We start from the raw sequence: 24152 nt of genomic DNA, 5'->3' as shown, positions 1-24152 counted from the left end.
GGGTCGGGGACCCTCCCGGGGGGATGTACCCGCGGATGGCGGCCGAGCCGCCGGAGCAGGGCTATGCGGTCCATGTGGAGCCGAACGCATGGGTCGGGCACCCTCTGGCCCGGGACGCGGCGTCCGAGCGGTCGTACCGTGCCCCGCGGGGACCGGCCCGCCACCGGCCCGGCCGCGCCCGACGCTACCGGCGGAATCGCCGCCGCGGCCGGGCCTTTCCTGCTAGACATCTTCCTGGAGGCACCGGACACGGGGCACTTCGGAGGGACCCCCTCCCAGGAATCGAAGACATTGCATAAACGTGCGTAAGTACGTATAGTCATGCCATCGATGAGGAGGGTCCGATGGTGGTACGTGCAGCGGTGGCCGGAGCGAGCGGGTACGCGGGCGGTGAAGTCCTGCGCCTCCTGCTCTCGCACCCCGAGGTGGAGATCGGAGCCCTGACCGGCAACTCCAACGCCGGACAGCTCCTCGGCTCCCTCCAACCCCACCTCGTGCCGCTCGCGGGACGCACCCTGGAGGCGACCACCCCCGAGGTCCTCGCCGGCCACGACGTCGTCTTCCTCGCCCTCCCGCACGGCCAGTCCGCCGCCGTCGCCGCCCAGCTCGGCGAGGACGTCCTCGTCGTCGACATGGGCGCCGACCACCGGCTCAAGGACTCCGCCGACTGGGACGCCTTCTACGGCGCCCCGCACGCCGGCACCTGGCCCTACGGCCTCCCCGAACTGCCCGGCGCCCGCGAGGCACTGACCGGGACCCGGCGCATCGCCGTCCCCGGCTGCTTCCCCACCGCCGTCTCCCTCGCCCTCTTCCCCGCCTACCAGGGCGGCTTCGCCGAGCCCGAGGCCGTGATCGTCGCCGCCACCGGCACCTCCGGCGCGGGCAAGGCACTCAAGCCCCACCTGCTCGGCGCCGAGGTCATGGGCTCCGTGACCCCGTACGGCGTGGGCGGCGGACACCGCCACACGCCCGAGATGGTGCAGAACCTGAGCCCGCTCGCGGGAGAGCGCGTCAGCGTCTCCTTCACCCCCACCCTCGTGCCCATGGCACGCGGCATCCTCGCCACGTGCTCGGCCAAGGCGCTCCCCGGCACCACCGCCGAATCGCTGCGTGCCGCCTACGAGAAGGCGTACGCGGACGAGCCCTTCGTCCACCTGCTGCCCGAGGGCCGGATGCCGTCCACCAAATCCGTCCACGGTTCCAACGCCGTCCACGTCCAGGTGGCCTACGACGAGTCCGCCCGGCGGATCATCGCCGTCAGCGCCATCGACAACCTGACCAAGGGCACCGCCGGCGGCGCGGTGCAGAGCATGAACATCGCCCTGGGGCTTCACGAGAGCCTGGGTCTTTCGACGATCGGAGTCGCACCGTGAGCGTCACGGCAGCACAGGGATTCACGGCAGCCGGCATCGCCGCCGGGATCAAGGCCAACGGCAACCCCGACCTGGCCCTGGTGGTCAACAACGGGCCGCGTCTGGCCGCCGCGGGCGTCTTCACCTCCAACCGCGTCAAGGCCGCCCCCGTGCACTGGTCCGAGCAGGTCCTGCGCGGCGCCGCCGTCAGCGCGGTCGTCCTCAACTCCGGCGGCGCCAACGCCTGCACCGGCCCCAAGGGGTTCCAGGACACCCACGCCACCGCGGAGAAGGTCGCCGACGTCCTCAACGGGCTCGCGTCGGGATCCGAGTTCAACGCCGGCGAGATCGCCGTCGCGTCCACCGGCCTGATCGGCGTCCTGCTCCCCATGGACAAGCTGCTCCCCGGCATCGAGACCGCGGCCGCCGCCCTCTCCGCGGACGGTGGCGAGGCCGCCGCCATCGCCATCAAGACCACCGACACCGTGCACAAGACGGCCACCGTCTCCCAGGGCGGCTGGACCGTCGGAGGCATGGCCAAGGGCGCGGGCATGCTCGCCCCGGGCCTTGCCACCATGCTCGTCGTCATCACCACCGACGCCGACCTGGACAGCGCCACCCTCGACAAGGCGCTGCGCGCCGCCACCCGCACCACCTTCGACCGGGTCGACTCCGACGGCTGCATGTCCACCAACGACACGGTGCTGCTGCTCGCCTCCGGCGCCTCCGGCCAGGTGCCGGCGTACGAGGACTTCGCCGAGGCCGTGCGCAAGGTCTGCGACGACCTGGCCCGCCAGCTGATCGGCGACGCCGAGGGCGCCAGCAAGGACATTCGCATCGAGGTCATCGGCGCGGCCAGCGAGGACGACGCGGTCGAGGTCGGCCGCTCCATCGCCCGCAACAACCTGCTCAAGTGCGCCATCCACGGCGAGGACCCGAACTGGGGCCGGGTGCTCTCCGCGATCGGCACCACCAAGGCGGGCTTCGACCCGGACCGGCTGAACGTCGCCATCAACGGGGTCTGGGTCTGCCGGAACGGCTCCGTCGGCGAGGACCGCGACCTGGTCTCGATGAAGGACCGCGAGGTCCGCATCACCGCCGACCTGTCCAACGGCAGCGAATCGGCCGTCATCTGGGCCAACGACCTGACCGCCGACTACGTCCACGAGAACAGCGCGTACTCCTCATGAGCGACGAGAAGGCCGGCCAGCCCGGCACCGCCGGCGGTACCACCGCCCGCAAGCACACCGCCCTGCCCAAGGCGCAGATCCTCATCGAGGCCCTGCCGTGGCTCACCCGCCACAACGGCAAGATCGTCGTCATCAAGTTCGGCGGCAACGCCATGATCGACGAGGACCTCAAGGCAGCCTTCGCCCAGGACGTGGTCTTCCTGCGCCAGGCCGGCCTCAAGCCGGTCGTCGTGCACGGCGGCGGCCCGCAGATCAACGCCCAGCTCGACAAGCAGGGCCTGGTCAGCGAGTTCAAGGCGGGGCTGCGCGTCACGACCCCGGAGGCCATGGACGTCGTACGGATGGTCCTGGCGGGCCATGTCCAGCGCGAGCTGGTCGGGCTGCTCAACCAGCACGGACCGCTCGCCGTCGGCATGACCGGCGAGGACGCCCGCACCATCATCGCGACCAAGCACAGCCCGCAGATCGGCGGCGAGAGCATCGACATCGGCCGGGTCGGGGAGATCACCTCCATCGACACCGGCGCGATCGAGGCCCTGCTGGCGGACGGCCGGATCCCGGTCATCTCCTCCATCGCGGGCAGCGCCGACGACCACCACGTCTACAACGTCAACGCCGACACGGCGGCCGCGGCCCTCGCCGCCGCCCTGGGCGCCGAGACGCTGATGGTCCTCACCGACGTCGAAGGCCTGTACGCCGACTGGCCGCACAGCGACGAGGTCATCAGCAAGCTCACCGTCAGCGAGCTGGAGAAGCTGCTGCCCGAGCTCTCCAGCGGCATGGTGCCCAAGATGGAGGGCTGCCTGCACGCCGTCCGCAACGGCGTGAACACCGCCCGCGTGCTCGACGGCAGGGTCCAGCACTCGATCCTGCTGGAGATCTTCACCGACTCCGGCATCGGCACGATGGTCGTGCCCGACCACCAGTCAGGGGGAACGGAATGACGAAGGGCACCGGCAACCAGGAGTACGGCGCTCGCTGGCAGGGGGCGCTGGCCAACAACTACGGCACCCCCGCGGTCGCGCTCGTACGCGGCGACGGCGCCCAGGTCTGGGACGCCGACGGCAAGCAGTACACCGACTTCGTCGGCGGCATCGCGGTCAACGCCCTCGGGCACGCCCACCCGGCGATCGTCGCGGCCGTGACCGAGCAGATCTCCACGCTCGGCCACGTCTCCAACCTCTTCATCTCCGAGCCGGTCGTCGCGCTCGGCGAGCGGCTGCTCCAGCTCTTCGGCCGCCCCGGCAAGGTCTTCTTCTGCAACTCCGGCGCCGAGTCCATCGAGGCCGCCTTCAAGATCGGCCGGCTGACCGGGCGGACCCACATGGTCGCCACCGACGGCGGCTTCCACGGCCGGACCATGGGCGCCCTCGCACTCACCGGACAGCCGAAGAAGCAGGAGCCCTTCCGGCCGCTGCCGGGCGACGTCACGCACGTCCCGTTCGGAGACGTCGAGGCCCTGCGGGCCGCCGTCACCGAGGAGACCGCGCTCGTGGTCATCGAGCCCATCCAGGGCGAGAACGGCGTCGTCGTGCCCCCCGCCGGGTACCTGACGGCCGCCCGCGAGATCACCCGCGCCACCGGCACCCTGCTCGTCCTCGACGAGGTCCAGACCGGCATCGGCCGGTGCGGCCAGTGGTTCGAGCACCAGGCCCACGAGGACGTCGAGCCCGACATCGTCACCCTCGCCAAGGGGCTGGGCGGCGGGCTGCCCATCGGCGCTGTCGTCGCCTTCGGCCCCGTGGCCGACCTGCTCCAGCCGGGCCAGCACGGCACGACCTTCGGCGGGAACCCCGTCGCCTGCGCCGCCGGGCTCGCCGTCATCGACACCATCGCCTCGGGCGGGCTGCTCGACCGGGTCAAAGCCCGCGGCGAGCGCCTGCGCTCCGGGATCGAGGGCACGGGCCACGCCCTGGTCTCCCACGTCCGGGGCTCGGGTCTGCTGCTGGGTATCGTGCTGACCGAGCCGCTCGCCGCCCAGGTGCAGCAGGCGGCTCAGGATGCCGGTTTCCTGGTCAACGCGCCCGCCCCCGACGTCGTACGGCTCATGCCCCCGTACGTACTCACCGAGGCCGAGGCGGACGCGTTCGTCCGGGCCCTGCCCGGCATCCTCGACGCAGCAGGCGGGGACGGATCCGGAGAATGAGACGACGATGAGTCAGGCGCAGGACAACGAGCAGGGCGGCCAGGCCGTCCCGCAGACCCGCACAGCGCGTCACCGCCGGATCGTGGACATCCTCAACCGGCAGCCGGTCCGCTCCCAGAGCCAGCTGGCCAAGCTGCTGGCCGACGACGGGCTGAGCGTCACCCAGGCGACGCTCTCGCGCGACCTCGACGAGCTGGGCGCGGTGAAGATCCGCAACACCGGCGGCGAGCTGATCTACGCGGTACCCAGCGAGGGCGGTTTCCGCACCCCGCAGGCTCCGCTCGGCGAGTCCGCGAAGGAGGAGCGCATGCGGCGCCTCTCCGGGGAGCTGCTGATCTCGGCGGAGGCCTCCGCGAACCTCGTGGTCCTGCGCACCCCGCCGGGTGCGGCGCAGTTCCTCGCCTCGGCGATCGACCAGGCCGAGCTCCGCGCGATCCTCGGCACGATCGCCGGCGACGACACCCTGATGCTGATCAGCAGGGACCCGGCGGGCGGCCAGGCCCTCGCCGACCACCTGCTGAGGCTGGCGCAGAAGGAGAGCTGAGCGGGACGGGTCGGCCGGGAGGTCCGGGGCGGCGGAAATCCCGGTGCCGCGGCGGCGTTCGCCGGCGTAGCCTCAGGCGTGCGCCAACTCGCCCTCGCCGTACTGGTGTCCGCCGTGACCGCCGCCGTCTACGGGCCCATCGCCCTGCTGTGGTGGCGCCGCGCGCGGGTCCGCGGCCGGACGCTCCGGCTCGTCGCCGCCGTCGAGCTGGAGCCGTACCACATGGCCCTGTTGCGGCGAGAGGCGACCGAGGCGGCCGCCGCCGAACTCGTCCTCGCCGGGTACCTCCGGATCGACGAAGAGGGTGCCGCGTTCCTGACCGAGCAGGGCCGCGACCCGGCCCGGGCCCCCGCCCACCCGCTGCCCGCCGCCCTGTTGGACGCCGTACGCCGGCACGATCCCGAGCCCGTGTCGACCGGCTGGATCGACTGGAGCGACGAGGAGTACCTGCAGCGTCGCAGCGCGTACCGGAGCGAACGGGAGGCCCTGCTGCCCGAGCTGCCGCGGATGCCCGACGGCCGGGGGAACATCTTCCTGGCCTGCTGCACTTGTGTGGGCATCGCCCTGGTGATGTTGTTCTGGCTCCTCGCGAGCGCGCTGCTGGTGACCGGTCGCCCGCACGGTCTGCGGGAATGGGCCTGCGCCGTGGTGGCCGCCCTCGGTCTCTCGGCGCTGCTGCTGGCCGAGAAGGCCGGCAGGGTGGTCCGGGAGCGTACGGAGTGCGGCGACCCGCTGGGCGACCTGATGCGCGCCGAGCCGCACCCGGCCTTCGCGGCGCTGGACGAACAGCAGCGGTCCCACGTCCTGCGGAGCATCGAAGACCACGGCAGGTGGCGCGGCGCCGACCGGGTCGTCGAAGAGGACGTCGACGAGGACGAGGACGACGAGGACGACGAGTGGCTGGACGACAAGGTCTGGTGGGAGGACGCGTACGAGTACCGGGCCGCCGACGAGGACGAGCCCCGGGCCCCGGGACGGCCTAGTAGCGGGTGACGGCGAGCGGCCCCTCCTCCGTGCCGATCGCGATGTGCGGACGGCGGCGCGGGTCCGCCCAGCGCAGGATCGCCCGCATGGCCCGCTCGGGCACGGACACGCAACCGGCGGTCGCGCCCTTGCCGTTGACGTGCAGGAAGATCCCGGCGCCCCGGCCGCGCACGGGCCGGTCGTAGTTGAAGCCGATGACCAGCGCGTGCGCGTACTGCTTCTCGTAGGTCACCAGGTGTTCGGCCTCGCCCGGCGCGCAGTCCGCCGGCAGCGGCTCCACCCACCGGTTGTAGTGCGCGGAGGCGTTGTCCTGGCACCACCACGAATCGGCGGTCACCTGCCGGTAGTCGTGGTCCGTTCCGCCCGGTGCCCGCCGGATCCCGAAGGCGTAGGGCAGTTCGTACAGCCCCGTGGGCGTGGTGCCGGTGCCCTGGACCCGGGTCGCGCCGTCCGTGAGCCCGCCCGACCCGAAGCGGGCGGGCGCACTCCCGGACCGGTGCCAGCGCCCGGCCCACCGCTCCCACCAGATCACCCGGCCGGTCGTGGATCCGGGCGAGGGTGCGACGGCGGTGATCAGCTGACTGCCGCCGCCGGTGTCGGCGAGACGGTCGGGCAGGGGCGCGGGGCCCTGCGGGAGCAGGGCCGTGACGATCAGTGAGCCGGTGACAAGAGCGGTACGCAGCACATGTCAGACCGTACGCGGCGGAAGGGGCAGCGGCAGCGCAGGCAGGCCGTCGAGGCTCGATCCGATGAATTCCTTCTTCTCGCAGTAGGCGGCGAACTCCTCGTCGCTCTTGCGGCCGAAGTACTCCGCGTGCAGAGTCCGCTCGCCCTGGTACTCCATGAGGGGGACGGCGTAACCGCAGACATCGGAGATCCGGCGGGCGCGGACCAGGATGACCGCCCGCGCCGACGGCCCGTCGGCCTCGCCGAACAGGGCGATCAGTTCGCCCCAGCGGGGATCGTCGCGGAAGACCGCCTCGCCCTCGCCGTGGATGCGCACGATGTTGGGCGGCCCGGAGAACGCGCACCACATCAGCGTGATCCGGCCGTTCTCCCGGACGTGGGCGATGGTCTCGGCGCCGCTGCCCCCGAAGTCCAGGTAGGCCAGGGTCTGGTCGTCGATGACGACGAGGGTTCCGGCGCGTCCCTTGGGGGACAGGTTGACGTGACCGTCACCCGAGAGCGGGGCGGTCGCGGTGAAGAAGACCGGCTGCTCCTCGATGAACGCGCGCAGCCGGCCGTCTATTCGTTCGTGTTGCTTTCCCATGTGATCAGTATCGGTCCGCCGCGGCCCGCCCGGCCGGGAGTCCGAGCGAGGCGCGCATCTGCCGCATGACGGGGGCGCTGAACAGGTGCGTGCACCGGTCCAGCAGGGCGCCGACCTCCGGGTCGCGGACCGGCAGGTCCGGTTGCCGGTACGGGATCCACAGGCTCCGGACGTGCTGCGCGGCGACGGCCCGCAGGGCTGCGTCCCCGTCCGTCAGCAGCTGCACGGAGGCGCGCAGTGAGTCCACCCCGCCCCGCGCGGACAGCAGCCGGTGGGCGGCCCGGCGGGTGTGCGGCGGCCGTCCGGGCGCGATGCGGGCCGTCAGCCAGTCGACGGGCAGCCGGCCCGCGGAGCCGCCGAGGCTCCGGGCGACCTCGCGGGCCACCGCGGGTGACGGGTCGTCCAGCAGCGGCCGCAGGAGCTCGATGTCCGTACTGTCCAGCAGGCGCAGCCCGCCGACGGCCGCGGCCCGTACCCGGCCGTCGGGGTGTTCCAGCAGCGCGTGCAGCAGGGGCGCGTCCTGGCGGCGGGCGCACTCGGCGAAGCCGGTCACCGCGTACGGGGTCACGCGGGCGGGGTCGGACAGCAGTTCGCGGCACAGCGGGTACGGATCGCCGCCGCCCTGGCGGACCAGCCAGCGGGCGCAGGCCCGGACCATGCCGGAGCGGTCGGCGAGGTGGCCTGCGGCCTCGGCGGTCCGGCCGGCCCCGCGCAGGGCGGTGACCCCGGCGGCGCGGACCATCGGGCCGCGCCCGCCGAGCAGGGTGTCGATCGCCTCGTCGTCCGGTCCGTCGGCGGCCAGCGCGGCCAGTGTCGCGTCCGTCCACAGCCGGCCCGCCACCGCATCCGGTTCGCGGGCCGCCAGCCGGGCCCGTTCCCGTACGCCCAGCAGCCCGGCGCCGAGGGTCAGCCGCGCCGCGAACCGGCGGGTCAGCGGGTCCGCGCTCGCGCGCAGTGCGCCGAGGAGATCGTGGTCGCTGTCCAGCGCGGCCTCGAGGCGTTCCAGCGCCCACGCGCCCTGCTCGCGCCGGCCCAGCCGCATGACGAGCGGCGTCAGCCGCAGCACGGTTGCGGCGGGGTCGTCCGCGAGTGCCGCGGCCAGGACCCGCCGGGCCTGCTCCCGGACGGCCGGCACCCAGTCCGCGCACCGGATCGCGACGAGCTCCAGCAGCGGCGGCATCGGCGCCCGGAGGGACTCCTCGCGGATCCAGCCGCTGGCGTGGCACAGGCGTACGGCCTCCGGTGTTTCGAGGGGGCTCGTGCACGACCAGGAGCGGTCCTGCCGGACCGCGTGGTCGAAGGCGATCCACTCGGCCGCCGGGCTCCCCGGAGAGGGGAGCGGTGTCTCCGCGTCCGTGTCCATGTGTCCTCCCCAGTAGTGGTCGAGGCTGATCGTAGGCAATCGGGCTGCCGGCTCGCCTCCTATATATCCGCAGGTCAAGCTGGATTCGTGGAGTTCCGCAGGGATCGGCCGCGAGGTCGATTGACGAAACATACGGAGTAGTGCATAGTTATGCCTGTCGTTGAATGCACCGTAAGGAGAAACCCGTGACCGAGCGCGTCGTACTCGCCTACTCGGGCGGCCTGGACACCTCCGTCGCCATCGGCTGGATCGCCGAGGAGACGGGCGCCGAGGTCATCGCCGTTGCCGTGGACGTCGGCCAGGGCGGCGAGGACCTGGACGTCATCCGCAAGCGCGCGCTCGACTGCGGTGCGGTCGAGGCCGAGGTCGCCGACGCCTCCGACGAGTTCGCCAATGAGTACTGCCTCCCGGCGATCAAGGCGAACGCCCTCTACATGGACCGGTACCCGCTGGTCTCGGCGCTCTCCCGGCCGGCGATCGTCAAGCACCTCGTCGCCGCCGCCAAGAAGCACGGCGCCACCACCGTCGCCCACGGCTGCACGGGCAAGGGCAACGACCAGGTCCGCTTCGAGGCGGGCATCGTCGCCCTCGCCCCCGACCTCAAGTGCATCGCCCCGGTCCGCGACTACGCGATGACCCGGGACAAGGCGATCGCCTTCTGCGAGGAGAAGCAGCTCCCGATCGCGACCACCAAGAAGTCCCCGTACTCCATCGACCAGAACGTCTTCGGGCGCGCCGTCGAGACGGGCTTCCTGGAGGACATCTGGAACGCGCCGATCGAGGACATCTACGAATACACCTCGAACCCGGCCCTGCCGCGCGAGGCCGACGAGGTCGTCATCTCCTTCAAGGAGGGCGTCCCGGTCGCCATCGACGGCAAGCCCGTCAGCGTGCTGCAGGCCATCCAGCAGCTCAACGACCGGGCCGGCGCCCAGGGCATCGGCCGGATCGACATCGTCGAGGACCGTCTCGTGGGCATCAAGTCCCGCGAGGTGTACGAGGCTCCGGGTGCGATCGCGCTGATCACCGCCCACCAGGAGCTGGAGAACGTCACCGTCGAGCGCGAGCTGGCCCGCTACAAGCGGCAGGTCGAGCAGCGCTGGGGCGAGATGGTCTACGACGGCCTGTGGTTCTCCCCGCTCAAGCGGGCCCTGGACGGCTTCATCAACGAGGCCAACCAGCACGTCACCGGTGACATCCGGATGACCCTGCACGGCGGCCGCGCCGTCGTCACCGGCCGGAAGTCGGACGAGTCGCTGTACGACTTCAACCTCGCGACCTACGACTCGGGCGACACCTTCGACCAGTCCAAGGCCCAGGGCTTCATCGAGATCTTCGGTCTCTCCTCGAAGATCGCGGCCCGCCGCGACCTCGCCTGACCGACCAGCAGTCCAGGCCGCCTCCCCGTTACCTCCGCGGCGGGGAGGCGGTTGCACATCCGAAGCCTTACAGGCAGTCAAAGCCATGCAGTCTTGAGGAGCAGTAGCTGTGAGCAGCAACAAGAGTGACGTCCGGCTCTGGGGCGGCCGGTTCGCCGACGGTCCCGCCGAGGCCCTCGCGAAGCTGTCCGCGTCGGTCCACTTCGACTGGCGCCTCGCGCCGTACGACATCGCGGGGTCCCGCGCCCACGCCCGCGTACTGCACAAGGCCGGCCTGCTCACGGCCGAAGAGCTCGACCGCATGATCGCGGGGCTCGACCAGTTGGAGGCCGACGTGGCGAGCGGCTCCTTCACCGGCACGATCGCCGACGAGGACGTGCACACCGCCCTGGAGCGCGGTCTGCTGGAGCGGCTCGGCCCCGACCTCGGCGGCAAGCTCCGTGCCGGCCGGTCCCGCAACGACCAGGTGGCCACCCTCTTCCGGATGTACCTGCGCGACCACGGCCGGGTCATCGGCGGCCTGATCGCGGACCTCCAGGACGCGCTGGTCCACCTCGCCGAGACCCACCACGACGTGGCGATGCCGGGCCGGACCCACCTCCAGCACGCGCAGCCGGTGCTCTTCGCCCACCACGTCCTCGCCCACGTGCAGTCCCTGTCCCGGGACGCCGAGCGGCTGCGCCAGTGGGACACCCGGACCGCGGTCTCCCCGTACGGCTCGGGCGCCCTGGCCGGCTCCTCGCTGGGCCTGGACCCGGAGCAGGTCGCCGCCGACCTGGGCTTCGAGCGGGGCTCGGTCGGCAACTCGATCGACGGCACGGCCTCGCGCGACTTCGTCGCCGAGTTCGCCTTCATCACCGCGATGATCGGGATCAACCTGTCCCGGATCGCGGAGGAGATCATCATCTGGAACACGAAGGAGTTCTCCTTCGTGACGCTGCACGACGCCTTCTCGACCGGGTCGTCGATCATGCCGCAGAAGAAGAACCCCGACATCGCGGAGCTGGCGCGCGGCAAGTCGGGGCGCCTCATCGGCAACCTGACCGGCCTGCTCGCGACCCTCAAGGCGCTGCCCCTGGCGTACAACCGGGACCTGCAGGAGGACAAGGAGCCGGTCTTCGACTCCTGCGACACCCTCGAGGTCCTGCTGCCGGCCTTCACCGGCATGATGGCGACGCTCACGGTCAACCGGGAGCGGATGGAGGAGCTGGCCCCGGCGGGCTTCTCGCTCGCCACCGACATCGCGGAGTGGCTGGTCAAGCAGGGTGTGCCGTTCCGGGTGGCGCACGAGGTGGCCGGCGAGTGCGTCAAGGTCTGCGAGGGCGAGGGCATCGAGCTCGACCAGCTGACGGACGAACAGTTCGCCAAGATCTCGGAGCACCTGACCCCCGAGGTCCGGACCGTCCTCAACGTCAAGGGCGCCCTGGCTTCGCGCAACGGCCGCGGCGGCACCGCCCCGTCGGCGGTCGCGGTCCAGCTCACCGAGCTGAAGGCCGATCTGGTCATCCAGCACGCCTGGGCGGCCCACAAGCAGTAGCAGGTCCGCCCGGAGGGGCGGTGGGAGCCCGTCGGCCCCCACCGCCCCTCCGGCATGTCGGGTTGTCAGCAGACGATGTTGACCGAGAACGGCCGGTCGCTGTCCACGGCGGCGCTGCCCGACTGGGACGGCGTCGCCGTGCGGATGAAGAGGGTGTTCCCGTTCACCTGTCCGACCAGGATGGACGAGCTGCCCGGCCCGGGGTCGTTCCCGCCGTTGGTGTTGATGGTGCCGAGGAGGGCGCACCCGTTGAGGCTGCCCGACGTGGTGATGTTGTAGCGGCCGATGCCGAACTTGTTGAGCCCGGTGATGCCCTGCCCGCCGAGGACCTGTCCGTTCGCGGCCACCTTCGCCCAGGCCGTGGTGACGGCCGCGGCCTGCCGGGCCTCCCTCGGCTCGGCCGACGCCGAGGACACGGCGACGACGCCACCGGCCGTCAGTGCCAGCGCAGCGGCCCCGATGACCAGCTTCCGTGATGCGTTCATGGTTCTCTCCCTGCCGAAGACGGAATACGTGCAGGTGAACCCGCCCCGGGTAAGGGCTCACTGAAGAGCAGACTCCCGGGTCAGGGGCAGGCGGGGGAAGGCTCCTGGGGCGCAGTCACTCCAAATGATCACAGTCCGCATCAGCCCGGTGAACACGGGTAGTGATGATCGAATCACTTTCGGTAGTCGCTCGGTGACGGTGTGGCCCATGCGGCCAGAGTGTCGAAGTCCGCGCGGACCAGCCCGATCCGTTCGTCGATGCGCATCAGCAGGGTCTGCGCCGGGTGGCGCTGGTCGACGTACTCGCGGTCCATGGCCGTGATGTCGTCGTCGATCCACGCGAAGGGCCGCTCGCCCGCGTACTCGAGGATGTACTGGGTCTTCCAGAAGGTGCCGCGCGGCGCCCGGCCGTGCATCGCCGGCCAGTCGATGAAGGGCAGTCTGGGCAGCCCCAGGTGCGGCCCTATCCAGTCGTTCGCCTCGTCCTTCCATGTGGTGGCCCAGACCAGCTCATAGGCATCCGCGAGGGCGAGCAGCTCCGCGCCGTGGTCGTGATTCAGCCAGACCCGCAGCGGCCTGGCCTGCTCCGCCTCGGTCCATCCCGTCGGGCGCATCCGGTGGGTGCTGTACCCCTCGGGGCGGCGCTGGGCCTTGGCCGCGTAGGGGTTCAGCGGGCCGTCGACGTCGATCAGCAGCAGTGGTTTCATCTCGGCAGGATTCCGTTCCGTCGGCCCTCGGGCAGCTCATTTTCGCTTGGAATGAGACATGGACGTCTCATTCGGGGTATGCTTGTCTCATGGCCATGGATCGTGACCAGGTGCTCCGCGATGCGGCCGCCCTGCTTTCCCGCAAGTCGACCGCCACGATGGACGAGGTCGCCCGCGCCGCCGGCATCGGGCGCGCGACCCTCCACCGGCACTTCGCCGGACGCGACGCCCTCGTACGGGCACTCGAAGAACTCGGCATCCGGGAGTTCGAGGTGGCGTTCGACAACGCCCGTCTCGACGAGGGCACGGCGGTGGAGGCGCTGAAGCGACTCGTCGCCGAAGCCGAGCCCAATGCCCAGCTGCTGGCCTTCCTCGTCACCGAGAACCAGCTGTTCGAGGGCGACGAGGTCAACGAGGGATGGGCCCGGCTCGACGCCCGCGTCGGCGCGCTCTTCCGGCGCGGCCAGGAAGAGGGCGACATCCGGATCGACCTGACCCCGGCATGGCTCACCGAGGCCCTCTACGGCCTCGTCGGCACCTGCGCCTGGGCCGTGATGGACGGCCGGGTCGCCGCCAAGGACTTCCAGTACATGATCATCGAGCTGTTGCTCGGTGGCGCACGACGGAGTGTGGAGAAATGAGCGCGACCCAGCAGCTGAAGAGCCCGATCGGGACGGAGACCAAGAGCCGCGGCCGCTGGCTCGCCCTGGGCGTGCTGGTGCTCGCCGTGCTGCTGGTCGCCGTCGACGCCACCGTCCTCGGCCTCGCCACCCCCGCACTCTCCGAGGACCTCAAGCCGTCCGGCACCCAGCTGCTCTGGATCGGCGACATCTACTCCTTCGTCATCGCCGGACTCCTGGTCTCCATGGGCAGCCTCGGCGACCGAATAGGCCGCAAGAAGCTCCTGCTCACCGGCGCCGCCGCGTTCGGTGCCGTGTCCGTGCTCAACGCCTACGCGACCAGCCCCGAGATGATGATCGTCGCACGGGCCCTGCTGGGCGTGGCCGGTGCGACCCTGATGCCGTCCACCCTCGCGCTGATCCGCAACATCTTCCACGACCCGAAGGAGCGCAGCCTCGCGATCGGCATCTGGGGCGCCACCGCCTCGGCCGGCGCGGCCGTCGGCCCGGTCGTCGGCGGAGCGCTGCTCCAGCACTTCTGGTGGGGCTCGGTCTTCCTGATCAACCTCCCTGTGATGATCGCCCTGGTCGTGGTCGGAATCAAGCTCCTTCCCGAATCCAGGAACCCGGTCGCCGGTCCCTGGGACCTCGTCAGCGTCGGTCTCTCCCTCATCGGCGTGATCAGCGTGGTCTACGCCGTCAAGGAAGTCGCCACGCACGGCATCACCTGGGAGGTCGCGGCCACCGCGACGCTCGGCGTCGGCGCGCTGTACGCCTTCGTACGCCGCCAGTTCAGCCTGCCGTCCCCGCTGCTCGACATGCGGCTGTTCAAGCACCGCGGCTTCTCCGGCGCGGTCCTCGCCGACCTGCTGACCGTCTTCGGCCTCTCCGGACTGGTTTTCTTCCTCTCCCAGTTCCTGCAGCTCGTCCAGGGCCGCGACCCGCTGGAGGCGGGGCTCGCCGAACTGCCCGCCGCCATTGGCGCGGTGGTCACCGGCCTGATCGCCGGCCGGTACGCCCGCCGGTACTCGGTACGGTCCATCGTGGCCGGCGGCCTCGGCGCCATCGGCCTGGCCCTCGCCGTCCTGACGGTGATCCACAAGGAGAGCGGCTACCCGCTGCTCGGCGCCGCCCTGCTCGTCGTCGGCCTCGGCGCCGGCTTCTCCTTCACCGTCACCGCCGACGTCATCCTCTCCAGCGTGCCCAAGGAGCAGGCCGGTTCGGCCTCCGCCGTCTCCGAGACGGCGTACGAACTCGGTGCCGCCCTCGGCATCGCCCTGCTCGGCTCCATCGTCACCGGCGTCTACCAGAGCTTCACCGCCCCGGCCTCGGTCGCGGGCCCGGTGGCCGACGCCGCGCACGAATCCCTCGGCGGGGCCGTCGAGGCCGCCAAGGCCCTCGACCCGCACACCGCCCAGGTGATGGTCGGCGCCGCCCAGGACGCCTTCGTGGACGGGCTGCGGCTCGCTTCCGGCGTCGGCGCGGCCGTGCTGCTGGCCACCGCCGTGGCCGCCTGGTTCCTGCTGAAGGGCCAGCGGCTCCAGGAGGGCGTCGAGCACTGAGATCTCGCTGAAGGGGTGGTGTTCCAGCCAGAGTTGACAGTTCGCAGAACTGCGGGACACCATCCCCGCGATGGAGATCAACGATCTTACCCCGGCGGAACGCCGCGTCTGGGAGGCCTTCCCGCGCGGCGACGGGGTCGACTTCCGCGCCGCCCCCGAGGACAGCTCCGTCGACGGAGCCGACTGGGGTCCCGAGCGCACCCTGCGGGCCGAGGTGCTGCGGGCCATCCTGCTGGGAGCCTGCCCCACCGTGCAGGGCCGGATCCCCGGACTCAAGGTCAAGGGCGCGAAGATCGTGGGCAAGCTCGACCTGCGCTACGCCGTCATCGACCACCCCATCCGGCTGCGCGACTGCTGGTTCGAGCGCAAGCCCCTGATCTACGGGGCCCAGCTGCGCGCCCTGGTCCTCGGCTACTCCACGCTCCCCGGCCTGACCGCCTCCACGGTGCGCGTCGAGGTGGTCCTGCGGCTCTCCTGCTGCCGGATCGCCGGCCCCGTGCGGCTGCAGGGCGCCAAAATAGCCGGCGGGCTCTTCCTCCAGGGGGCCGTGATCGGCCCCACGAGCGGCGAGGAGGCGGACGAGCCGCCGCTCCAGCTCAACCACATCGAGGTCGACACCGACATCATCGCGAACGACCTGACCGTGCACGGCCAGCTCCGCCTCAACGGCGCCACCGTCGGCGGCCAGGTCCAGCTCGACCGTGCCCGGCTGCTCGCCCCCGGCGGGATCGCCCTGCACGCCGAGAACCTGACCGTCGGCACCGACCTGCGCGCGCACCGGATGAAGGCCCGCGGCATGGTCAACCTCACCGGCTCCCGCATACCCGGGCAGGCCAACCTCACCCGCGCCGACCTGGCCAACCCGGACGGGACCGCCCTGCGCGCCTCCAGCTGCGCCATAGGCGAGTTGTGGCTGCGCCGGTGCGACACGGTCCGGGGCGACGTGAACCTGCGCCGGTCCACCATCGACCTGCTGCACATCGATCCGGAGGCCTGGCCCGCGCGGATCGCCATCGACGGCCTGACCTACCGCGCCCTCGCCCCGCATCTGCCCGCCGAGCAGCGGCTGCCCGCCCTGGAGCGGGAGGAGTCCGGCTACCTCCCGTACGCCTACGAGCAGCTGGCATCGGCCTACCGTACGGCGGGCGACGAGGCGGGCGCCCGGACCGTCCAGCTCGCGAAGCTGCGCAGGCACCGCCACACGCTGCCCCGGGCCGCCCGGGTGTGGGGACTGCTGCAGGACGGGACCGTCGGCTACGGCTTCCGGCCCCTGCGCGCGGCGGGATGGCTGCTGGCCTTACTGATGACCGGGTCGATCGCGTACGGGATCGACCCGCCGCGCGCGCTGAAGGCGGGGGAGGCACCGGACTTCAACGCGGTGTTCTACACGATCGACCTGCTCGTGCCGATCGTCAGTTTCGGCCAGGAAGCGGCCTTCGCGCCGGGCGGCCTGCACCAGTGGCTCTCGTACCTGCTGATCGTGACCGGCTGGATCCTCGCCACCACCACGGCGGCGGGCGTCAGCCGGTCACTCCAGCGTCAGTAGCCGGGCTGGGCTACGCGGCCTTGGCCTTGGTGGCGTACATGTCGACGTACTCCTGGCCCGAAAGACGCATCACCTCGGCCATCACCGAGTCGGTGACGGCGCGCAGGACGTAGCGGTCGCGGTCCATGCCCTCGTAGCGGGAGAACTCCATCGGCTCGCCGAAGCGGACGGTGACGCGGCCCGGACGCGGCATGCCGGCGCCGCCGGGCTGGAGCTTGTCGGTGCCGATCATCGCGAACGGGACCACGGGGGCGCCGGTCATCAGGGTCAGGCGGGCGATGCCGGTACGGCCCCGGTAGAGACGGCCGTCGGGGGAGCGGGTGCCCTCGGGGTAGATCCCGAAGACCTTGCCCTCTTCGAGGATGCGGCGACCGGTCATCAGGGCCGCGACACCGCCGTTCGCACCGTCACGGTCGACGGGGATCATGCCGGAGCCGGTGAAGAACCAGGCCATGGCGCGGCCCTTGATCCCCTTGCCGGTGACGTACTCGTCCTTGCCGATGAAGTGGACCGTACGGTCGCACACCAGCGGCAGGATCATGGAGTCGATGAAGGTCAGGTGGTTGCCCGCGAGGATCACCGGCCCCGTGCCGGGGATGTTCTCGATGCCCTCCACGCGGGTACGGAACATCATGCGCATGACCGGTCCGACAGTGGCTTTGATGAGCTTCGTACGGAACAACGTGGGGCCCTCCGGCATCGAAAAGCGGTTCGCGCACCGACCTGGCGGCGGTAGCGCAGGTGAGGACGATACTCGCGGGTCGGCTTCCTGCGCACATCGGGTTCACGTGTCGGATACGCATTGTTGACGCTTGTTTGCGCCAAGTTCCCCGGATGTGCCGTTGTCGCACCCTCCTGAGTCACCCCCCTTTGCCTACCATCGGCACGCCGATCGCGGGCCGCGACACGGCGTTCACGACGAGGAGTGGCACTCATGACACAGGGTGGGGCAGCGCGGCGCACGGTCCTGGGAGCGGCCGTCCTGGCGGCGGGGACCGGCATCACCGGACTCACGGCGGGACCCGCCTCCGCCGCGGGTGACGCGCAGGGCGGCGGGCACGGCGACGGGGGCCACCGGGACCTCCCGTACCCGACCGTCATCGGCCATCGCGGAGCCAGCGGCTACCGGCCGGAGCACACGATCGGCTCCTATCAGCTCGCCCTGGACCTGGGTGCCGACGTCGTCGAGCAGGACCTGGTCCCGACCAGGGACGGCCGGCTGGTATGCCGCCACGAGAACGAGATCGGCGGGACCACCGACGTCGCCGAGCATCCCGAGTTCGCCTCCCGGCGCACCACCAAGTCCGTCGACGGCGTCTCGGTCACCGGCTGGTTCACCGAGGACTTCACCCTGGCCGAGCTGAAGACCCTGCGCGCGAAGGAACGTATCCCCGCCGTCCGCCAGCGCAACACGCTCTACGACGGCCAGTGGGCCGTTCCCACCTTCGAAGAGGTGCTGCGCTGGGCCGACCAGGAGGGCAGGCGTCGCGGCAGGCGCGTGTGGCTGCACGTCGAGACCAAGCACCCCAGCTACTTCCGCAGCCTCGGCCTCGGCCTGGAGGAGCCCCTCGCCAAGCTGCTGCGCCGCTACGGGCGCGACGGCCGAGGCGCCGCCGTCTTCCTCCAGTCCTTCGAGCCCTCCAGCATCCAGCGCCTGTCCCGGCTGGTCTCCGCGCCCCGCGTGGTCCTGCTCTCGGCGGCCGGCACCCGCCCCTGGGACTTCGAACTGGCCAAGGACCCGCGCACGGTCGCGGACCTGGTCAAGCCCGAGGGCCTGAAATGGATCGCAGGCTTCGCCCAGGGCATCGGCCCGACCATGGACCTGATCCTGCCGCGGGACGCGGACGGCCGGCTCGGCGCGCCGACCACCCTGGTGAAGGACGCCCACGCCCGCGGCCTGCTGCTGCACCCCTACACCGCGCGCAACGAGAACAGCTTCCTGCCGGCCGAGTACCGCAAGGGCACCGACCCGGCCGCGTACGGGGACGCCCTCGCCGCCTTCCGTACCTACTTCGAACAGGGCATCGACGGGATCTTCACCGACAACCCGGACACGGGACTGCTCGCGGCCGAGGCGTTCCGGCCGGGCCGACGCCCCGTCAACCGCTGAGCGCCGCTTCCCGTACGAGTGGGCCGGGCCCGGCACGGAAACCGCCCGGCCCGGCCCGCTCGTCCCGCCCGGCATGGACCTGTTGAAGGCTGATTACCTCGACAAGCTCGGCCCGCTGCTCTCCGCCGAGGCGGCCGCGGAGGCTCCGGGGACCGGAGTGGACGCGGCCGACCTGGAACAAGCCGTCTGGGTCAGGCTGCTGGAGAGCGGCCGCCTCGCTCCCGATCCGGCCGAGCCCGCGGAACCGGCGCGGTGGCTGCGCCGGGCGGTCCGCGCGGAGGCGCGCCTCGCCCGGCGCCGGGCGAGGCGGGAGATCCCGTACGACTCCCGTCGTCATTCCGCGGACGGCCACCGCCGGCACGCGGTGGACGGGGGCCCGCCGGCCGGCGGCGGGACCGCCGGGGCCGAACCGGAGGACGCCCTCATGCACGGCGAGGACAACCGTGCACTCCGATCGGCGGTCGCCCGGTTGCCCGGACGCTGTCCCGAGCTGATGAAGGCACTTCTTTCGCCCAGAGACCTCACCTACCGTGAAATCGCAGGAGAGTTGGGTATCTCACAAGGAAGTTTGGGGCCCGTCCGTTCCCGTTGCCTGGGATGTCTGCGCAGAATGCTGGCTGCAGAGGTTGCGGCTCCTGGCCTGCGGGGAAAGGAGCGGTAGACCATCGGGCTACCAGGTGAGCTGGAGGCATGCGCACATGGGCATGAGCGTGACCATTTCGGCGGCGGCTGCCGAGGATGCTGAGCAGATCTTCAAACTGCAGTACCTGGCCTTCCAGCGTGAGGCCGAGCTGTACGGCAACTACCTCATCCAGCCGCTCACCCAGTCCCTGGACTCCCTGAAGGGGGAGCTGGCGACGGACACCGTCCTGGTGGCCCGGCTCGGCGACGAGATCGTCGGGACGGTGCGCGGCAACGTCGACGAGGACGGCACCGGCAAGATCGCCAAGCTCTGTGTGCACCCGCGTCTTCAGGGTCACGGTCTCGGGGCGCGCCTGCTGCGCGCCGTCGAGGTGGCGCTGGCGAGCCCCGGCACCACCACCCGCTTCCGCCTGCACACCGGGCACAAGAGCGAGTCGAACCTTCGCCTCTACCGCAAGGCCGGTTACGTCAAGGTCGGCGGCCGCACCGCCTCCGACGGCGTCCAGCTGGTGATCCTGGAGAAGGAAGCCAAGGACCCGACCGACTTCACGGTCAGCGCCTAGACACCTCCTGGCGCCCAGTACGCCGTCCCCTTCATCGAGGGGACGGGTCAGGGCGGGCCGGGGCTGGTCAGCGCTTGCGCAGCCAGAGCATCCCGGTGATCGGCAGGATCACCGGGATGAACAGGTAGCCCATCCCGAACTGGGACCACACGGTGGTGTCGGGGAAGGACTCGGGCCGCAGCACGGTCCAGGTCCCCACCGCCAGCACACCGGCCAGCTCGGCGCCGCAGCAGAACAGCGCCGCCCTGCGGGCCCTCTCCCCGCCGCGCACCAGCGAGTACGTGATGAACGCGTAGGCCAGCGCGGCCACGGCGGACAGGGAGTAGGCCAGCGGCGCCCGGCCGAACTCGGTGGAGATCTGGAACGCCGAGCGGGAGACCGCGCCGACCACCATCACCCCGTACAGCCACACCAGCAGCAGCCCGGGCCCGGAGACCAGCCTCTTGCGCCCGGCGGCAGTGCCGGTCGTCGTGTCAGCGTCAGGCACCGGTGGTTCCCCAGATGTCGTAGAGCCGTACTTCGAGGACGGCGAGCACGACCGCACCGGCGGCCACCGTGATCGATCCCCACTTGGTCCGCTCGGTCAGCGAGAGCATCCCGGCGGCCGGGACCGCGGCGAACGCGCCCAGCAGGTAGGCCACGAAGATCACCGTGCCCTCGTCGGGCTTCTCGCCCCGGGCCAGCATGACCAGGCCGATCACCAGCTGCGCCAGCACCAGCACGGTCACGACGGCCATGCCGATGAAGTGCCAGTCCTTGGTCGGCTGGTCCCGCCATGCGGCGTGGCCGCACCAGGCGGCGAGGGCGAGTGCGGCCACGCCGATGGCGACCGTCAGGGCGTCGAGCATGCAGCGAGGGTATTACGGGCCGAAAGACCCGATGCGCGCACCCCTCTTTCCCGGAACCCCGTGAGCCGCGAGCGTGCCCGCCGGGGGCCGTGGTCTTGACCACAGCGGGCCCGGATGCCGCACTGCGGACCGAGGTCGCAGTCGGGGCACCGCAAGCCCTGTCCGTGCAGGTCAGCAGTGGCGCAGCCACCATGGGACGCAGGGCCCGCAGTGACCGGAGTCGTCCGGTATGTGGTCAGAATCCGTCCGCTATCCGGACGTCATTGATCGGTCACGGGATGCGTCTGGTTTACTGGGGCCCATGACCACGACGAGCAGCCGCACCCTTGCGACCGAGGCGACGAAGACGCCCGGTGCTCGCTGTATGTGTCGAATGTGCGCCTTCTGAGGGCCCCTTCCTGAGCCTCGCGCCCCGAAGCGAGACCAGCCGCGCCACGACGTCACCAGCTGATGAACAGCACGGCTGACTCATGCCCCGCGCACGTGTCGATGCCATCGTTTTCTGACGGTTCGTCCCGTATCGCGTCCCCAGAATGTTTGCCCCGTGCCCGGCACTCCGCTGCGCCGTGCACTCGACAGCGACGGAAATCCTGTGATCACCACATCGGGCCTCACGAAGGTCTACCAGTCCCGTGGCCGCGAGGTCACCGCCCTGGACGGCGTCGATCTCCATGTCCGTGAGGGCGAGGTATACGGAGTCATCGGCCAGAGCGGCGCCGGCAAGTCCTCGCTGATCCGCTGCGTGAACCTGCTGGAGCGTCCCACCACCGGCACGGTGACCGTCGACGGCGTCGACCTCACCGCCCTCGCCGGCCGCGGCCGCCGCGCGGGCAAGGAGCTCCGCGAGGCCCGCAGCCGCATCGGCATGGTCTTCCAGCACTTCAACCTGCTGTCCTCGCGCACCGTCCAGGCCAACGTCGAACTGCCCCTGGAGATCCTCGGCGTCTCCGGCCGCGAGCGCTCCCGCAAGGCCCTCGAACTCCTCGACCTCGTCGGCCTCGCCGACAAGGCCAAGGCCTACCCCACCCAGCTCTCCGGCGGCCAGAAGCAGCGCGTCGGCATCGCCCGCGCCCTGGCCGGCGACCCCAAGGTGCTGCTCTCCGACGAGGCCACCAGCGCCCTGGACCCCGAGACCACCCGCTCCATCCTGGGGCTGCTGCGCGACCTCAACCAGCAGCTCGGCCTCACCGTGCTGCTCATCACCCACGAGATGGACGTGGTCAAGTCCGTCTGCGACTCGGCCGCACTGATGAAGAACGGCCGGATCATCGAGTCCGGCACCGTCGCCGAACTCCTCGCCACCCCCGGCTCCGAGCTCGCCGGCGAACTCTTCCCGGTCACCGGCACCGCCACCGGACCCGACCGCACGGTCGTCGACGTCACCTTCCACGGCGAATCCGCCGTCCGGCCGGTCATCTCGCAGCTCTCGCGCACGTACAACATCGACATCTCGATCCTCGGCGCCGCGATGGACACCGTCGCGGGCCGGCAGATCGGCCGGATGCGCATCGAACTGCCCGGTGGCTACGAGGACAACGTCGTGCCGGTCGGCTTCCTGCGCGAGCAGGGCCTCCAGGTCGACATCGTCGAGGGCGCCGCAGACGGCGACGCCGACACCGAATTCGCCGTGCTGGTCAAGGATGGTGCCAAGTGACCTGGTCCGAAATGCAGCCCCTGCTCAGCCAGGGCACCTACGACACCCTCTACATGGTGCTGTGGTCCACCCTGGTGACCGTGCTCGGCGGCCTGCCCATCGGCATCCTGCTGGTCCTCACCGACAAGGGCGGCCTGCTGCAGAACCAGCCGCTCAACAAGGTGCTCGGCGTGATCGTGAACATAGGCCGCTCGCTGCCGTTCATCATCCTGCTGATCTTCCTGATCCCGGTCACCACCGCGGTCGTCGGCACCTTCATCGGCCCCACCGCCATGATCGTCCCGCTGGCCATCGGCGCCGTACCCTTCTTCGCCCGGCTCGTCGAGACGGCCGTCCGGGAGGTGGACCACGGCCTGATCGAAGCCGTCGAGTCCATGGGCGGCGGCATCCCCACCCTGGTCGGCAAGGTGCTCCTCCCGCAGGCTCTGCCCTCGCTGGTCGCCGGTGTCACCACCACCGTCATCACCCTCGTCGGCTACTCCGCCATGGCGGGCGCCGTCGGCGGCGAGGGACTCGGATCCAAGGCCATCACCTACGGCTTCCAGCGCTTCGAGACCGGCTTCATGATCGCCACCGTGGTGGTCCTGATCCTCCTCGTCACGGTCATCCAGCTGCTCGGCGACGGCGTGGTCCGGCTCCTCGCCCGCCGCGGCAGGACCGCCTGAAAAGACTTTCCCCCCCCTCACAGAGCCCGCACTTGTCGTGCTTGGGCCACCACCAGCAAGTCATCGGTACTTGTTCAGCAAGAAAGGCACTCTTCGTGCGTAAGAACATCAAGCTCACCGCCCTCGCCGCCTCGGCCACCGCGCTCGCCCTCGGCCTCACCGCCTGCGGCAGCTCCTCGGACCCGACCTCGGCCAAGAGCGACGGCGGCAAGACCGACGAGAGCAAGCCCCTCGTCATAGCGGCCTCCCCGAGCCCGCACGCCGACATCCTGAACTTCGTCAAGGACAAGCTCGCGGCCAAGGAAGGCCTCAAGCTGGAGGTCAAGGAGTTCACGGACTACGTCCTGCCGAACACCGCCACCGAGCAGGGCCAGGTCGCGGGCAACTACTTCCAGCACAAGCCGTACCTCGACGACTTCAACAAGAAGAACAACACGCACGTCGTGCCCGTCGTGAACGTGCACCTGGAGCCCCTCGGCCTCTACTCCAAGAAGATCAAGGCCATCGGTGACATCAAGGCCGGCCAGACCATCGCCGTCCCCAACGACACCACCAACGAGGGCCGCGCGCTCCAGCTGCTGGCCGCGAACAACCTGATCACCCTCAAGGAGGGTGTCGGCACCAGCGCCAAGCTGTCCGACATCACCGACAAGAAGGGCCTGGAGTTCAAGGAGCTGGAGGCCGCCACGGTCCCGCGCGCCCTGAACGACGTGGACGCCGCGATCATCAACGGCAACTACGCCATCGAGGCCGGCCTGTCGCCCGCCAAGGACGCCCTGATCCTGGAGAAGGCCGAGGGCAACCCCTACGCCAACTTCCTCGCGGTCAAGGACGGCAGCCAGAACGACCCGCGGGTCCAGAAGCTGGCCAAGCTCCTGAACTCCGACGAGGTCAAGAAGTTCATCGAGGAGAAGTACCAGGGCTCGGTCACCCCGGCCTTCGGGACCCCCGCCTCCTGAACCGGTTCCTCCTGAACGGCCTTTCA

The 24152-nt window shown here is 70.9% G+C and carries 25 protein-coding genes; 17 read left to right on the top strand and 8 right to left on the bottom strand.

Going from position 1 to position 24152, the window contains the following annotated elements:
* Positions 1–344: 344 nt before the first annotated feature.
* The 6 genes from argC (at position 345) to OG753_RS10960 (ending at position 6225) form a co-directional block, all read left to right on the top strand.
* Positions 345–1373 carry an N-acetyl-gamma-glutamyl-phosphate reductase gene (argC, locus tag OG753_RS10985; RefSeq protein WP_383200402.1) on the top strand — a complete coding sequence of 343 codons (1029 nt, stop codon included), beginning with the start codon at positions 345–347 and terminating at the stop codon, positions 1371–1373.
* Positions 1370–2542: a bifunctional glutamate N-acetyltransferase/amino-acid acetyltransferase ArgJ gene (gene argJ, locus OG753_RS10980; RefSeq protein WP_405788273.1), complete on the top strand. Its 1173-nt coding sequence runs from the start codon at positions 1370–1372 to the stop codon at positions 2540–2542. The genes argC and argJ overlap by 4 nt, the downstream gene beginning before the upstream one ends.
* Positions 2539–3486, top strand: a complete 948-nt coding sequence (gene argB / locus OG753_RS10975) for an acetylglutamate kinase (RefSeq protein WP_327261628.1) — start codon at positions 2539–2541, stop codon at positions 3484–3486. Before argJ ends, argB begins: the two co-directional genes overlap by 4 nt.
* Entirely contained in the window at positions 3483–4688 is a 1206-nt protein-coding gene (locus OG753_RS10970; protein ID WP_405788271.1) for an acetylornithine transaminase, read from the top strand. Before argB ends, OG753_RS10970 begins: the two co-directional genes overlap by 4 nt.
* Positions 4689–4695: 7 nt before the next feature.
* Complete coding sequence (locus OG753_RS10965; protein ID WP_030010023.1) at positions 4696–5232, top strand: arginine repressor; 537 nt, start codon at positions 4696–4698, stop codon at positions 5230–5232.
* A gap of 78 nt (positions 5233–5310) precedes the next feature.
* Positions 5311–6225, top strand: coding sequence for a hypothetical protein (locus tag OG753_RS10960; RefSeq protein WP_405788269.1), 915 nt, complete (start codon positions 5311–5313; stop codon positions 6223–6225).
* Here OG753_RS10960 and OG753_RS10955 read toward each other — a convergent pair.
* Genes OG753_RS10955 through OG753_RS10945 form a run of 3 tightly spaced genes read right to left on the bottom strand, consistent with a single transcriptional unit; the run spans position 6212 to position 8849 of the window.
* Positions 6212–6898, bottom strand: coding sequence for a L,D-transpeptidase (locus OG753_RS10955; RefSeq protein WP_405792600.1), 687 nt, complete (start codon positions 6896–6898; stop codon positions 6212–6214). The genes OG753_RS10960 and OG753_RS10955 overlap by 14 nt on opposite strands.
* A gap of 6 nt (positions 6899–6904) precedes the next feature.
* Positions 6905–7486 (bottom strand): pyridoxamine 5'-phosphate oxidase family protein, encoded by a 582-nt coding sequence (locus OG753_RS10950; protein WP_327261625.1) that lies wholly within the window; start codon positions 7484–7486, stop codon positions 6905–6907.
* 4 nt (positions 7487–7490) lie between these two features.
* Positions 7491–8849 carry a HEAT repeat domain-containing protein gene (locus tag OG753_RS10945; RefSeq protein WP_405788267.1) on the bottom strand — a complete coding sequence of 453 codons (1359 nt, stop codon included), beginning with the start codon at positions 8847–8849 and terminating at the stop codon, positions 7491–7493.
* Between the two features lie 185 nt (positions 8850–9034).
* On the opposite strand from OG753_RS10945, the gene OG753_RS10940 reads away from it, so the two are divergent.
* A complete protein-coding gene (locus tag OG753_RS10940; protein WP_030723509.1) occupies positions 9035–10228 on the top strand; it encodes an argininosuccinate synthase in 1194 nt (397 codons plus the stop codon).
* A gap of 109 nt (positions 10229–10337) precedes the next feature.
* The gene (gene argH / locus OG753_RS10935) at positions 10338–11765 is read left to right on the top strand and encodes an argininosuccinate lyase (RefSeq protein WP_327261623.1); all 1428 of its coding nucleotides are present in this window, start codon (positions 10338–10340) and stop codon (positions 11763–11765) included.
* Positions 11766–11830: 65 nt separating this feature from the next.
* Here argH and OG753_RS10930 read toward each other — a convergent pair whose 3' ends face one another.
* On the bottom strand, positions 11831–12250 hold the full coding sequence (locus OG753_RS10930) for a hypothetical protein (protein ID WP_405788266.1): 420 nt from the start codon (positions 12248–12250) through the stop codon (positions 11831–11833).
* A gap of 173 nt (positions 12251–12423) precedes the next feature.
* Positions 12424–12957, bottom strand: a complete 534-nt coding sequence (locus tag OG753_RS10925) for an HAD domain-containing protein (RefSeq protein ID WP_405788265.1) — start codon at positions 12955–12957, stop codon at positions 12424–12426.
* Between the two features lie 89 nt (positions 12958–13046).
* Here OG753_RS10925 and OG753_RS10920 point away from each other — a divergent pair, with 89 nt between their 5' ends.
* The 3 genes from OG753_RS10920 (at position 13047) to OG753_RS10910 (ending at position 16685) form a co-directional block, all read left to right on the top strand.
* Positions 13047–13598 (top strand): helix-turn-helix domain-containing protein, encoded by a 552-nt coding sequence (locus OG753_RS10920; RefSeq protein ID WP_327261620.1) that lies wholly within the window; start codon positions 13047–13049, stop codon positions 13596–13598.
* Positions 13595–15139, top strand: coding sequence for an MFS transporter (locus tag OG753_RS10915; protein WP_405788263.1), 1545 nt, complete (start codon positions 13595–13597; stop codon positions 15137–15139). The genes OG753_RS10920 and OG753_RS10915 overlap by 4 nt, the downstream gene beginning before the upstream one ends.
* 70 nt (positions 15140–15209) lie before the next feature.
* Positions 15210–16685 carry a membrane-associated oxidoreductase gene (locus OG753_RS10910; protein WP_405788261.1) on the top strand — a complete coding sequence of 492 codons (1476 nt, stop codon included), beginning with the start codon at positions 15210–15212 and terminating at the stop codon, positions 16683–16685.
* A 10-nt stretch (positions 16686–16695) separates the two neighbouring features.
* On the opposite strand, the gene OG753_RS10905 is transcribed toward OG753_RS10910, so the two are convergent.
* Complete coding sequence (locus tag OG753_RS10905) at positions 16696–17385, bottom strand: lysophospholipid acyltransferase family protein (RefSeq protein WP_405788259.1); 690 nt, start codon at positions 17383–17385, stop codon at positions 16696–16698.
* A gap of 234 nt (positions 17386–17619) precedes the next feature.
* Between OG753_RS10905 and OG753_RS10900 the strand changes: the two genes are divergently transcribed.
* The 3 genes from OG753_RS10900 (at position 17620) to OG753_RS10890 (ending at position 20000) form a co-directional block, all read left to right on the top strand.
* Positions 17620–18795 (top strand): glycerophosphodiester phosphodiesterase, encoded by a 1176-nt coding sequence (locus OG753_RS10900; protein ID WP_327261616.1) that lies wholly within the window; start codon positions 17620–17622, stop codon positions 18793–18795.
* Between the two features lie 73 nt (positions 18796–18868).
* Entirely contained in the window at positions 18869–19456 is a 588-nt protein-coding gene (locus OG753_RS10895; protein ID WP_405788257.1) for a sigma-70 family RNA polymerase sigma factor, read from the top strand.
* 37 nt (positions 19457–19493) lie between these two features.
* Positions 19494–20000: a GNAT family N-acetyltransferase gene (locus OG753_RS10890; RefSeq protein ID WP_327261614.1), complete on the top strand. Its 507-nt coding sequence runs from the start codon at positions 19494–19496 to the stop codon at positions 19998–20000.
* Between the two features lie 67 nt (positions 20001–20067).
* Here the strand turns inward: OG753_RS10890 and OG753_RS10885 are convergent, their stop codons facing one another.
* On the bottom strand, positions 20068–20487 hold the full coding sequence (locus OG753_RS10885; protein WP_327261613.1) for a hypothetical protein: 420 nt from the start codon (positions 20485–20487) through the stop codon (positions 20068–20070).
* Entirely contained in the window at positions 20480–20848 is a 369-nt protein-coding gene (locus OG753_RS10880) for a hypothetical protein (RefSeq protein ID WP_327261612.1), read from the bottom strand. Before OG753_RS10880 ends, OG753_RS10885 begins: the two co-directional genes overlap by 8 nt.
* Before the next feature lie 592 nt (positions 20849–21440).
* Here OG753_RS10880 and OG753_RS10875 point away from each other — a divergent pair.
* The 3 genes from OG753_RS10875 (at position 21441) to OG753_RS10865 (ending at position 24126) form a co-directional block, all read left to right on the top strand.
* Positions 21441–22502, top strand: a complete 1062-nt coding sequence (locus OG753_RS10875; RefSeq protein WP_327261611.1) for an ATP-binding cassette domain-containing protein — start codon at positions 21441–21443, stop codon at positions 22500–22502.
* Entirely contained in the window at positions 22499–23167 is a 669-nt protein-coding gene (locus OG753_RS10870; RefSeq protein ID WP_327261610.1) for a methionine ABC transporter permease, read from the top strand. Before OG753_RS10875 ends, OG753_RS10870 begins: the two co-directional genes overlap by 4 nt.
* Positions 23168–23262: 95 nt before the next feature.
* Entirely contained in the window at positions 23263–24126 is an 864-nt protein-coding gene (locus tag OG753_RS10865) for a MetQ/NlpA family ABC transporter substrate-binding protein (protein WP_327261609.1), read from the top strand.
* Positions 24127–24152: the final 26 nt, after the last annotated feature.

Origin of the sequence: Streptomyces sp. NBC_00029 (assembly GCF_045160505.1) — a bacterium.
In the GTDB taxonomy this organism is placed as follows: domain Bacteria; phylum Actinomycetota; class Actinomycetes; order Streptomycetales; family Streptomycetaceae; genus Streptomyces.
The sequence above is the reverse complement of the archived record's forward strand: the minus strand, read 5'-3'. Positions and strand labels throughout refer to the sequence as shown.